We start from the raw sequence: 11,579 nt of genomic DNA on the forward strand, positions 1-11,579 counted from the left end.
TTTGATTCGCCGAGTCGAAGCGTGCAATTTGGAGGCTCAGGGATTTCCTCCCGTGCGAGCCCGCCAGGAGCAGTGAGATGAGCATCAATATCGGACCGCCGGCTATCGAAGAGCTTCGGCCTCGGATCACCGTCATCGGTGTCGGCGGTGCGGGTGGCAACGCCATCGCCAACATGATCAACGCCGAGATCGAGGGGGTCGACTTCGTCGTCGCCAACACCGACGCGCAGGCGCTGAACAATTCGATCACCGAGCACCGCATCCAGCTCGGCACCGAGATCACCAAGGGCCTCGGCGCCGGCGCCCGCCCCGAAGTGGGCAAGGCCGCGGCGGAAGAGAGCCTGCCCGACATCGATCGCGCGCTCGAAGGCGTGCACATGTGCTTCATCGCCGCGGGCATGGGCGGCGGCACGGGCACCGGCGCTGCGCCGGTCATCGCCAAGGCCGCGCGCGACAAGGGCGTGCTGACCGTCGGCGTCGTCACCAAGCCGTTCCTGTTCGAAGGCACGCGCCGCATGCGCTCGGCCGAAGCGGGCATCGAGGAGCTGCAGCGCCACGTCGACACGCTGATCGTCATACCCAACCAGAACCTGTTCCTGGTGGCCAAGGCCGAGACGACCTTCAAGGAAGCCTTCACCCTGGCGGACGAAGTGCTCCAGCAGGGCGTGCGCTCGATCACCGACCTCATGGTCATGCCGGGCCTGATCAACCTCGACTTCGCCGACGTCCGTTCGGTCATGGGCGAGATGGGCAAGGCGATGATGGGCACGGGCGAGGGCAGCGGCGAGAACCGCGCGCTCGAAGCCGCGGAACGCGCCATCGCCAACCCGCTGCTCGACGGCGTGTCGATGCAGGGCGCCAAGGGCGTCATCATCTCGATCATCGGCGGCGACGACATGAAGCTGCTGGAAGTCGACGAGGCCGCCAACCATATCCGCGAACTGGTCGACCCCAACGCCAACATCATCTGGGGGTCGGCGTTCAATCCCGACCTTCAGGGCAAGATCCGCGTCTCGGTGGTCGCCACCGGTATAGAGCAGAGCGCCGAAATGGCCGAGATCGCGGCGCGTCCGCTCAATCTCTCGCCCTCGCGCGGTCCGATTCGTCCGTCGATCACCACGCCCTCCGCTCCGCCCGCGCCGGTCGAACCCGTCGCCAAGCCGTTGGCAGAGCCCGTTCCCGAGCCGCAGATCATTCCGGTCGCGGCCCCGGCTCCTGTTCAGGAAGAGCCCGTGGCCAGCCTCGATCTCGCCAGCGAGGGCGATGCCTTCGAACTGACCGATGAGGATGCCGACGACATCGCGGACAGCTCGACGAGCTACGCCAGCCTCAGCGGTGTCAAGTCGAACCGCAGCGAGCCGCTCGAACTCGGTCTCGATGCCAGCGATGCACTCGATGAGCCCGCCGGTGGCCAGGACGAGCTGCTGCTGAACGCCACCGAGCTTGAGAAAGAAGACGCGCCGGTCTCGCCGCTGGTGACGCGCCGCAAGGCACCGATCGCACCGGGTGCCGGTGCCGGGGCGGCTGCGCCGGGCGGCGGTGGTCGCGGGCCGGTGGCCGGCAACACGTTGTTCGAGCGCATGGCCAACCTTTCGCGCGGCGTGAAGTCGACCCCCGCGAGCGATGAAGGCGATGAGGACGAGGATGATGGTACGGCGATCAGCATACCGCGCTTCCTCGGGCGCCAGAACAACCAGTAAGGGTCTTGTCGGCGCTCATTTGCCCAGGGTTCATCTCGGATCATGCATTGCAGATCGAGCATGGCGATTAGGATCATCAGGCTGACCGCGCTGACATCGGCGCTGGCGCTCGCTGCGGCGGGCGTCCAGGCCGGTGCTCAGGGTGTGCCGCAGCGTCCGATGACGCCCGGCGGCGTGCTGCCGCGCGCGACGGGACTGCCGCAGGTGTCGCAGCCCGTGGTCCAGTCGATCCCGAGCAGCGACGGCATGACGCTCAACGAGGCGCTCGGGCGGTTGGCGCGCGATCCGCGTGACGTCGGCGCGCTGATCGATGCGGGCAATGCCGCGCTGGTCATGGGCGACGTCGATGCCGCAACGGGCTTCTTCCGCCGCGCCGATCAGGTCGCGCCGGGCAATCCGCGCGTCAAGGCCGGGCTGGCCGGGGCGATGGTGCGCAACGGCGATCCCTTCGGCGCGATCCCCTTGTTCGATCAGGCCGAGGCCGCCGGCGCGCTCGACAGCTCGCTCGCGGCCGATCGCGGGCTTGCCTACGACCTCGTCGGCGACAGCGCGACCGCGCAGCGGTACTACCGTCAGTCGCTGGCGCGCATGCCCAGCGAGGAAGCGACGCGGCGCATGGCGCTGAGCCTCGCGATCGCGGGCGACAAGCAGGGCGCGGAGACGATGCTTTCGCCGCTGCTCCAGGCACGCAATCTTGCGGCCTGGCGTACGCGGGCCTTCGCGCTGGCGATCGTCGGCCAGACGGACGAGGCGGTGAACGTCGCCAACTCGGTCCTGCCCGCGGAACTGGCGGCCGGGATCGCGCCCTATCTGCGCTACATGCCGCGCCTGACGCGCGCGCAGCAGGCTGCGGCGGCCAATTTCGGGGCATTCCCGCGTGCTTCGGAAATCGGTCGCGACGATCCGCGGGTCGCGCAATATGCGCCCAAGACGACGAGTGTCGCGGCGATCGATGCGACGCTGACCCCCAAGGGGCAGCCCTTGGGGCGCAAGGTCCGGTCACGCGACCGCAATCGCAACAGCCGCAATGTGCAGGCGGTCGCCGCGCCGCCCGACCTGCAGCCCGCGCGCGAGGTCGCGGTTGCGGCCGCCGCGGCTCCGACGCGCGTCGCCTCGGCTCCGACCCGCAGTGTGCGCACACCTGTGCCGGCGCCAGTGCCGGCGCGCCCCACACCGACTTTGACACCGGCTCCGCAACTTGCGCGCACCTCGACGGCATTGCCGGCGCCGGCAACGCCGCCGCGTACCGCCTCGGTCACGGGCGTGCTGCCCGTGGCGCCGGGCTTCAATCTCGTGCCGAGCACGCCGCCTTCGGTTCCGTCGCCGGTCCCGACGTCGGTGCCGGCACCGACCGCTGCTGCCGCGGCACCCACGCCGACACCGGCCGCATCTATCGCGCAGATTCCGACCGCCGCTGCTGTCGCGATGCCCACGCCCACGCCGGCTGCGCCACCACCACCGCGAAGCCTGGCCGATGCCTTCGCCGATCTCGGACGGCCGAGCATAGACGTGACGCCGACCGCCGGTGCGGTCGACCTGCGCCGTATCAAGCCGTCACGGCCCGAACCGAAAAAGCCGGTCGAGCCACCCAAACCCAGCCATCCGAGCCGTATCTGGGTGCAGGTTGCGACCGGTCGCGACAAGGCCGCGCTCGGCTTCGACTGGCGACGCATGACGCGCGAAAAGGCCGAGGCGTTTCGCGGTAAGGCACCGATGATCAGCGCGTGGGGGCAGACCAACCGCCTGCTCACGGGTCCGTTCCAGAGCGAGGCGGCGGCGAATGCCTTCATTGGACAGTTGCGCCGCGCCGATGTAGAGGGCGCCTTCGTCTGGACCAGTCCGGCGGGGCAGGTCGTTGACGCCCTGACGACGGCGGCTGTGCCGCCGCGGCGCTAAAGGTTAATTGTCCACACTTTGTGCACAGGGTTGTGGAGTTTTGCGCAGGCGAGATCGGTGGTTCCATTGTGCGCCGGGTAGGGACCGAAGCATCCAACCGGCATGACGATAAGGGTTGCACGCAAGCTATGCGAACGGAACAGGACATCATGAACCGGGACGAGGACGCCGCACCGGTCGACATGCTCGCCTCGCTGTTCGAAGCGCGCGGCTGGCAGTATGAATTCGTCAGCGAAGACGAAATCACCGGCGAGGTGCAGGGCGCCTGGGCAAACTATCAGCTCCAGGCGATCTGGCGGCCTGAGGATCACGTGCTGCAGATCCTCTGCCTGCCCGACATCCGCATGACCGACGAGAAGCGTGCGGCGGTCTACGAAGTGCTGACCCTGATCAACGAACAGCTGTGGCTCGGCCATTTCGATGTCTGGTCGAACGGTGGCGTGCTGCTTTACCGCCACGGGCTTATGCTTGGGGACGAAGGGCTGCTGAGCCCCAGCCAGGCGCAGGTCGCGATCGAAACCGCGATCGAGGAGTGCGATCGCTTCTATCCGGTGTTCCAGTTCATCCTCTGGGGTGACAAGACCCCGGCCGAAGCGCTGGCATCGGCCATGGTCGATGCGGTCGGCGAGGCCTAGGTTGGCTTGATCCTCCCCGTTCCGGGGAGGATGCACACAGGAGCGCAACCATGCTCGACACAATCCTGATCATCGGCTGCGGCAACATGGGTGGGGCCATGCTCGCGGGCTGGCTTGCGGGCGGTATCGCGCCCTCGCGTTTCACCGTGGTCGACCCCGTCCTCGCCGAGGCGCCGCGGGGCGTTACCCTCTTGCGCGAACTGCCCAAGGGTGCGCGGTTCGATGTCGTCATGCTCGGCGTGAAGCCGCAGATGCTGGCGGAGGTCGCGCCGACGATCGCGCCGCTGATCGGCAGCGATACCACGTTGCTGTCCATCCTGGCCGGCGCCGAACTGGCGACGCTTGCCACGCTTTTCCCTGCGGCCGGTGCCCGGGTGCGGATCATGCCGAACCTCTCGGCGGCGATCGGCAGGTCGCCGATCGCGCTCGCCACGCAGGCTATCGACGCGGACCGGCAGGCCGAGGTCACCGCGCTGATGGATCCGCTCGGCACGCCCGAGTGGATTCCCGAGGATCAGTTCGACGTGGTGACTGCGCTCGCGGGCTCGGGGCCGGCTTTCGTCTATCGCTTCATCGACGCGCTCGCCGCGGGCGCGGCCGCGCTCGGGCTCGACGCAGGCCAGGCGCAGCGACTGGCGTTGGCGACGGTCGAGGGCGCCTCGCTGCTTGCTGCCGCCTCCGAGCATTCGCCGGGCGAACTGGCGCGCCGCGTCGCCAGCCCCGGCGGCACGACCCAGGCGGGGCTCGACGTGCTCGACGCCGACAGTGCCCTCGCCAGGCTCGCTCAGGATACGCTCAAGGCCGCGGCCGATCGCAATGCCGAGATGGCAAAGGCCACGCGCGCCTAAGTTGCAAGGGTTCGGCAACAAAATGTTACAAAATCGGCAGGACCGGTTTTTCTTGAATGTTTACCCGTAGAGGCCGATATTCCACACTATCGGCAATCCGCATCGGGCGGTGCCGGCAAAGGAGTTTGCAATGGCCAACTGGAACGACCCCCAGCTCGATAGAACGGGCTTCGGAGCGTCTCCGAGCCTGAACGGCGGCGCCATCGGCGGGGTGACCTACGATCAGGGCCTGCGTCGACACATGCTGTCGATCTACAACTACATGTCGTCGGGCGTGCTGCTCACGGGTGTGGTTGCGTTGCTGTTCGAGCGTTCGGGCCTCGCGCTGCAGATGATGCAGTCGCCGATCAAGTGGCTCGTCATGCTCGCCCCGCTGGGCTTCGTCTTCGCGATGAGCCTGGGCGCCAACAAGATGAAGACGGCCACGATCCAGGCGCTGTTCTGGGGCTTCTGCGTGATCATGGGTCTGTCGATGTCGACGATCTTCCTGATCTACACCGACGCCTCGATCGCCACGGCCTTCTTCGCCACGGCGGCCGCCTTCGCGGGTCTGAGCCTGGTCGGTTACACGACCAAGAAGGATCTGTCGGGCATGGGCTCGTTCATGATCATGGGTCTGATCGGCATCATCGTCGCCAGCGTGATCAACATCTTCCTGCAGTCGAGCGGCCTCAACCTGGCGATCTCGTGCCTGGGCGTGCTGATCTTCGCGGGTCTGACGGCCTATGACACGCAGCGTCTGAAGAACGAGTACGCCTACCTGCGCGGCACCGATTTCGCCGGCAAGGCGGTCGTGCTCGGCGCGCTGTCGCTGTACCTCGACTTCATCAACATGTTCCAGTTCCTGCTGAGCTTCCTCGGCAACCGCGACTAAGCGACGGGACGACTGGCGCGGCTCTGCCGCATCAGTGAACGGAAAATATCATGCCCGGTGCGCCTTTGGTCGCACCGGGCATTTTCTTTACCGCCGCGTGCCGCTACGAAGGTGTCCCGTTGCGGGAGTGGACGCGAGTGAACCTTTTGAAAATTCGGCATTACATCGTGGCAGGCGCCAGCCTTGCCGGTATCGCGGCGCTTTCGGCCTGCGGCCCCAAGACCCCCGTCGCCTCGGCGCCGCCGCCCGCGCCGGTCATGGTCGTCCCGCCGCAGCCGATGCCGCCGCGCGGCGCTTCGCCCAACCTCGTGCCGCCGCCGATCGACGCCTATGGCGTGCGACGCACGGTCAATGCCGGGATCTCGACGGCGCAGACCACGTGGAACCTGCGCTCGGCCTACAACGTCGCCGCGCTCAACTGCCTCGATCCCAAGCATGCCCAGATCGTGGTCAACTACCGCGAGTTCCTCAAGGTCCAGGCCAAGAAGCTGACCGCGGTCAACAAGACGGTCGACCAGGAGTTCAAGGCCAAGCACGGTACGCGCTTCATCCCGCCGCGCGAGGCCTATATGACGCAGGTCTACAACTACTTCGCGCTGCCGCCGACGATCTCCTCGTTCTGCGACGCGGCTCTGGCGATGAGCGCCGAAGCGGCGACGGTGAAGTCGGCCGACCTCGACAGCTTCGCCGGGCGCAGCTTGCCGTCGCTCGAGCGCGTCTTCCTCGAGTTCTATCGCAGCTACGACCAGTATCGCACCGATCTCGGCGCCTGGCAGGCCAAGTATACGGCCTCGCAGCCGATCGCGGTGGCGCTGCCCGCGGCGCCGCAGGTGCAGGCGCAGTAAGTTCGAGGCCTGCAACTTCGGGCCTTCCGTAACTTTGCGCTTTCAAGGGCGGCACCTCTTCGCTAAGGGGGCCGTCCGCGGGTGTGCCGATGTGACGTCGGCCTCTCGCTCGTACTGGAACGGGGCCGTAGCTCAGATGGGAGAGCGCGTCGTTCGCAATGACGAGGTCAGGGGTTCGATCCCCCTCGGCTCCACCAGTAGCGACACTCTTGAAGGTTTCGGCTGAAAGCGTCTCCCGCCTCCGGGAGTGACCGGCTTGAGATCGAGCCGAAAGCGCCTAGTTTTAGCCCATGCATTTTCTCGATCAGGCCAAGATATTCATTCGCTCCGGCGCCGGCGGCCCCGGCGCGGTCGCCTTTCGGCGTGAGAAGTACGTCGAGTACGGCGGTCCCAACGGCGGCAACGGCGGCAAGGGCGGCGACATCGTGTTCGAAGCCGTGCCCGGCCTCAACACGCTGATCGACTTTCGCTACAAGCAGCACTTCAAAGCCCCGCGTGGCGGCGGCGGTGCCGGCACCAATCGCACGGGCGCGGGTGGCGAGGACCTGATCATCAAGGTGCCGATCGGCACCCAGATCCTCGACGACGACCAGGAAACCGTGCTCGCCGACATGACCGAGCCCGGCCAGCGCGTCGTGCTGCTCGAAGGCGGCATCGGCGGTCGCGGCAATGCCAGCTACAAGACCTCGACCAATCGCGCGCCGCGCCAGCACCAGCCGGGCATGCCGGCCGAGGAAATGTACGTCTGGCTGCGGCTCAAGCTGCTGGCCGATGCGGGCCTCGTCGGCCTGCCCAATGCCGGCAAGTCGACCTTCATCAACCAGATCTCGAACACCAAGGCCAAGGTCGGCGCCTATGCCTTCACCACCTTGCGTCCGCAGCTCGGCGTGGTCGCGCATCGCAACCGCGAGTTCGTCCTGGCCGACATCCCCGGCCTGATCGCCGGCGCCGCCGACGGCGCGGGGATTGGCGATCGCTTCCTCGGCCATATCGAGCGCTGCCGCGTGCTGATCCACCTGATCGACATCAACGGCACTGACCCGGCCGAGGCGCTGCAGGTGATCGAGGAAGAGCTCGAAGCCTATGGCGGCGGGCTCGACGAGAAGCCGCGGCTGATCGCGCTCAACAAGATCGACACGGTCGACGAGGAACTGGTCAAGGCCTTCACCGCCGAGCTCAAGGCGGCAGGGGCCAAGCGGGTCTATCCGATCTCGGGCGCAAGCGGCAAAGGCATGGGCCGACTGCTCGACGCGGTGATCGGTCACCTGCCCGCCGCGACCGCGACCGAGAGGCCCGATGGCGAGCGGGAAGAGCTCGACGAGAAGCCGTGGTCGCCGATCTGAGACCAGCGATCTGATGGGGCGAGTCCCCGGTGCGACGAAACCGGTTCTAATTGTGACGATCCCTCGCTAATCCCGCGCCATGTCGATTACCCGCCTTTCCGACCTTGCCGACAAGACGGCCTGCTCGCGCCTCGTGGTGAAGGTGGGCTCGTCGCTGCTCGTCGGCCGCGAAGGGCTGCGCCGCGCCTGGGTCGAGGGGCTGGTCGCCGAGATCGCGGCGGCGCGGGCGCGGGGCCAGGACGTGATCGTCGTGTCCTCGGGTGCGATCGCGCTGGGCGCGGCACGGCTGGGGCTGGAGAAGGGCGGGCGCGGCAGTCTTGCCGATGCTCAGGCGGCCGCCGCGGTCGGCCAGATCGCGCTGTCGGGGCTCTGGGCCGAACTGCTGGGGCACCACGGCCTCACTGCCGCGCAGCTGCTGCTGACGCTTGAGGATCTCGAGGACCGGCGCCGCTATCTCAACGCCACGGCCACCCTGACACGGCTGCTCGATGCCGGTGCCGTACCGGTGATCAACGAGAACGATTCCGTCGCCACGCAGGAGATCCGCTTCGGCGACAACGATCGCCTGGCTGCGCGCGTCGCCCAGGCGGCCCGCGCCAGCGCGGTGCTGCTGCTGTCGGACGTCGACGGGCTCTACGATCGCAATCCCAAGGATCCCGCGGCCACACTGCTGCCCGAGGTTCACGGTGTCACCGCCGAGATCCACGCGATGGCGACGGGCGATTCCGCCTCGGGCCTCGGTTCGGGCGGCATGACCTCGAAGCTGCAGGCGGCCGAGATCGCCGAGCTCGCGGGTATCTCGCTCGCGATCGCCAACGGCACCTACGATGCGCCGATCGCACGCGCCGTAGAGCAGGGTATCGGCACGCTGTTCACGCCGCGCCGCAAGGCCGGTGCACGCAAGGCCTGGCTCGGCGGGAGGCTGCGGCTGCGTGGTTCGCTGACGGTCGATGCCGGCGCGGCCAAGGCGCTGGGTTCGGGCTCGAGCCTGCTCGCCAAGGGCGTGACCCAGGTCGAGGGCGTGTTCCAGCGCGGCGACGCCATTGCCATTCGCGATCTGGAAGGGCGCACGCTGGCGCATGGCCTGTCCGAATACGATGCGATCGAGTGCAGCCGCCTGATCGGCACCCATTCGAGCGAGCAGGAAACGATCCTCGGCTATTCGCCGCGTTCGTCGATCGTGCACCGGGACCAGCTGATCCTGCTATGACGCCGAATTCCCTATGACGATTGCCCTCACCGGTGGCACGGGTTTCGTTGGCCAGGCATTGATCGAGCAGGCGCGGGCGCAGGGCGTCGTCGTCCAGGCGCTGGCGCGCAAGCCGCAGGAGCGGCGCAACGGCGTCGACTGGATCGCCGGCGATCTCGGTGACCGCAAGGCGCTCGCCAAGCTGGTCGATGGCACCGAGGCGGTGATCCACGTCGCAGGGCTGACCCACGCGCAAAACCCGGCCGCGTTCGAGGAGGCGAATGTCGCGGGCACCCTCGCGGTGATCGAGGCGGCGCATGCGGCGGGCGTACAGCGGCTGATCTTCGTTTCCTCTCTGTCGGCGCGCGAGCCTGGGCTCTCGGCCTATGGCGCCTCGAAGGCGCGCGCAGAACGCGTGGTCAAGGCCTCCGGGCTCGACTGGACGATCGTTCGCCCGCCGACGGTCTATGGCCCGCGCGACAAGGACGTGTTCGAACTGTTTCGCTCGGCCAAGTGGGGCGTTATCCCGACTCCCAAGGAAGGGCGCTCCTCGCTGATCCACGTCGAGGACTTGGCGCGCCTGCTGCTGGCGCTGATGCCGGGGGGCGAGGGCGTGTCGCACATGAATTTCGAGCCTGACGACGGCAAGCGCGGTGGCTGGAGCCATTACGAGCTCGCGCGGATGATCGGCTGGTCGGTCGGGCGCAGGCCCAAGGTCATCGGTCTGTCGAAGCGAACGATGCAGTGGGCGGCCAAGGCAGATGCCATGTTGCGCGGCGCCAAGGCCAAGCTTACGCTCGACCGCGTCGGCTATATGACCCACCCCGACTGGGTGGTCAGCCTCGGCGCGCGGGTGCCCGCGGCGCTGTGGCGGCCGCGAGTCGAGACGCGCGAGGGCATGAAGGCCACGGCGCAGTGGTATCGCGCCGAGGGCTGGCTCTGAGTCGTTAGCCGCTGGTTCGTCTCGTCTCGGCTAAATGCTGCGGTGCAGAAAACTTTTCTTACCAATAAGACCAATTAGATCAGCGTTCTATTCCTAGCTTTGCTCCTCAACTTCGCAGGAGCAGCATATGTCCAATCCCAACAAGACGCCGCGTGACGGAAGCGATGGAGCCCTTTCCGCCTCGGCGCGTTCCAACATCGCCATGCTGGTTTTCGGCTTCTTCACCCTCTGCTTCCTCGTCGCGATCGACCACGAAGAGTGGTTCCACCTGCGTCCGATCAGCGCCGGCGCAGTGGCCGTGTCGCACGCCTCTGATCAGGCGTCGGAGGCGCCGTGACGGCCGCGCACGAGGTCGCTACAGAAGCGCGGAATCGCTATTCCGGCAAAGGCGCGACACGATGATCGTCAAGGCGACTCCCAGCCTCAAGCAGATCGTTCGCGAGGTCTGGCGACCGCTCATGATCCTGTTCGTCTGGGACGTGCTCGTGACCGTCGCCTATTACCGGCCCAGCTTTTCGGCGCCCGAACTCCCGCTCACACTGTTCGGTTCTGTGCTCGCGCTGTTTCTCGGGTTCCGCAGCAATTCGGCCTATCAGCGCTGGTGGGAGGCGCGGTCGCTGTGGGGGCTGATGATCAACGCCAGCCGCAGCCTGGCGCGCGGGGTGCGCAATTTCATGCCCGATCCCGCCGCAGCGCCGCTCAAGCGCGAGATCGTCCGGCGACAGATCGCCTATGTCAACGCGCTGCGGTGCCAGCTTCGGCGCCAGGCGATGGACGAAGATATCGGCCGGTTCATCGAAGATCCGGTCCAGGATCCGGCGCTGGGCCGCGTGAACGTGGCCAACGGCCTGCTCGACGGCACCGGACGGCGGATCGCCGATGTCCGCGCGAAGGGCTGGATCGACAGCATCCAGCAGACGCAGATCGAGGCAGTGCTGGTCGACATCGCCAATGCCCAGGGCGGCATGGAGCGGATCAAGAACACGCCGCTGCCGGTCCACTATCGGTTTTTCCCGACCCTGTTCACGCACCTGTTCTGCATCCTGTTGCCGTTCGGCCTGGTCGAGACCTTGGGGCTCGCGACGCCGCTGGGTTCGACCGTGGCAGGGCTGATGTTTCTCGCCGTTCTGGCGATCGGTGACGACCTGGCCGAGCCGTTCGACAACCGGGTTCACGACCTGCCGCTTTCGGCGATGTGCCGCACGATCGAGATCGATCTGCTCGAAGCGATCGGCGACGCTCCGCGCCCGCCATTGCAGGCGGACAAATACGGCGTGCTCTGGTAGGTCTTCGGGTCGAGCCTCCC

11 protein-coding genes and 1 tRNA gene are annotated in these 11,579 nt (G+C 67.2%); all 12 read left to right on the forward strand.

The features are described from left to right. The first annotated feature begins 77 nt into the window (after window positions 1–77). The 12 genes from ftsZ (at window position 78) to WG901_RS18925 (ending at window position 11,559) form a co-directional block, all read left to right on the forward strand. The gene (gene ftsZ, locus WG901_RS18870) at window positions 78–1,700 is read left to right on the forward strand and encodes a cell division protein FtsZ (protein WP_339588663.1); all 1,623 of its coding nucleotides are present in this window, start codon (window positions 78–80) and stop codon (window positions 1,698–1,700) included. Between the two features lie 60 nt (window positions 1,701–1,760). Continuing rightward, entirely contained in the window at window positions 1,761–3,596 is a 1,836-nt protein-coding gene (locus WG901_RS18875) for an SPOR domain-containing protein (protein ID WP_339588664.1), read from the forward strand. A gap of 149 nt (window positions 3,597–3,745) precedes the next feature. Next, the gene (locus WG901_RS18880) at window positions 3,746–4,231 is read left to right on the forward strand and encodes a type III secretion system chaperone family protein (protein WP_264445932.1); all 486 of its coding nucleotides are present in this window, start codon (window positions 3,746–3,748) and stop codon (window positions 4,229–4,231) included. A gap of 50 nt (window positions 4,232–4,281) precedes the next feature. Beyond that, window positions 4,282–5,079, forward strand: coding sequence for a pyrroline-5-carboxylate reductase (gene proC, locus WG901_RS18885; RefSeq protein WP_339588665.1), 798 nt, complete (start codon window positions 4,282–4,284; stop codon window positions 5,077–5,079). Window positions 5,080–5,209: 130 nt separating this feature from the next. Next, window positions 5,210–5,953 (forward strand): Bax inhibitor-1/YccA family protein, encoded by a 744-nt coding sequence (locus tag WG901_RS18890; RefSeq protein WP_339588666.1) that lies wholly within the window; start codon window positions 5,210–5,212, stop codon window positions 5,951–5,953. Between the two features lie 167 nt (window positions 5,954–6,120). Then, a complete protein-coding gene (locus tag WG901_RS18895) occupies window positions 6,121–6,798 on the forward strand; it encodes a hypothetical protein (protein WP_339588667.1) in 678 nt (225 codons plus the stop codon). Window positions 6,799–6,919: 121 nt separating this feature from the next. Next, window positions 6,920–6,995: transfer RNA gene (locus tag WG901_RS18900), tRNA-Ala, on the forward strand. Window positions 6,996–7,088: 93 nt separating this feature from the next. Beyond that, complete coding sequence (obgE, locus tag WG901_RS18905; protein ID WP_339588668.1) at window positions 7,089–8,141, forward strand: GTPase ObgE; 1,053 nt, start codon at window positions 7,089–7,091, stop codon at window positions 8,139–8,141. A 79-nt stretch (window positions 8,142–8,220) separates the two neighbouring features. Continuing rightward, complete coding sequence (gene proB / locus WG901_RS18910) at window positions 8,221–9,351, forward strand: glutamate 5-kinase (protein ID WP_339588669.1); 1,131 nt, start codon at window positions 8,221–8,223, stop codon at window positions 9,349–9,351. A 13-nt stretch (window positions 9,352–9,364) separates the two neighbouring features. Continuing rightward, window positions 9,365–10,273 carry an NAD-dependent epimerase/dehydratase family protein gene (locus tag WG901_RS18915; RefSeq protein WP_339588670.1) on the forward strand — a complete coding sequence of 303 codons (909 nt, stop codon included), beginning with the start codon at window positions 9,365–9,367 and terminating at the stop codon, window positions 10,271–10,273. Between the two features lie 127 nt (window positions 10,274–10,400). Beyond that, entirely contained in the window at window positions 10,401–10,610 is a 210-nt protein-coding gene (locus WG901_RS18920) for a hypothetical protein (RefSeq protein ID WP_339588671.1), read from the forward strand. Between the two features lie 61 nt (window positions 10,611–10,671). Continuing rightward, complete coding sequence (locus WG901_RS18925) at window positions 10,672–11,559, forward strand: bestrophin family protein (protein WP_339588672.1); 888 nt, start codon at window positions 10,672–10,674, stop codon at window positions 11,557–11,559. Window positions 11,560–11,579: the final 20 nt, after the last annotated feature.

The sequence above is a fragment of the Novosphingobium anseongense genome (genome assembly GCF_037482895.1).
GTDB classification, from domain to species: domain Bacteria; phylum Pseudomonadota; class Alphaproteobacteria; order Sphingomonadales; family Sphingomonadaceae; genus Novosphingobium; species Novosphingobium anseongense.

What these genes read in the sequence shown, in the direction of transcription:
- ftsZ (WP_339588663.1), top strand. Translation starts at nt 78, where the DNA reads ATGAGCATCAATATCGGACCGCCGGCTATCGAAGAGCTTCGGCCTCGG.
- WG901_RS18875 (WP_339588664.1), top strand. Translation starts at nt 1,761, where the DNA reads ATGGCGATTAGGATCATCAGGCTGACCGCGCTGACATCGGCGCTGGCG.
- WG901_RS18880 (WP_264445932.1), top strand. Translation starts at nt 3,746, where the DNA reads ATGAACCGGGACGAGGACGCCGCACCGGTCGACATGCTCGCCTCGCTG.
- proC (WP_339588665.1), top strand. Translation starts at nt 4,282, where the DNA reads ATGCTCGACACAATCCTGATCATCGGCTGCGGCAACATGGGTGGGGCC.
- WG901_RS18890 (WP_339588666.1), top strand. Translation starts at nt 5,210, where the DNA reads ATGGCCAACTGGAACGACCCCCAGCTCGATAGAACGGGCTTCGGAGCG.
- obgE (WP_339588668.1), top strand. Translation starts at nt 7,089, where the DNA reads ATGCATTTTCTCGATCAGGCCAAGATATTCATTCGCTCCGGCGCCGGC.
- proB (WP_339588669.1), top strand. Translation starts at nt 8,221, where the DNA reads ATGTCGATTACCCGCCTTTCCGACCTTGCCGACAAGACGGCCTGCTCG.
- WG901_RS18915 (WP_339588670.1), top strand. Translation starts at nt 9,365, where the DNA reads ATGACGATTGCCCTCACCGGTGGCACGGGTTTCGTTGGCCAGGCATTG.
- WG901_RS18920 (WP_339588671.1), top strand. Translation starts at nt 10,401, where the DNA reads ATGTCCAATCCCAACAAGACGCCGCGTGACGGAAGCGATGGAGCCCTT.
- WG901_RS18925 (WP_339588672.1), top strand. Translation starts at nt 10,672, where the DNA reads ATGATCGTCAAGGCGACTCCCAGCCTCAAGCAGATCGTTCGCGAGGTC.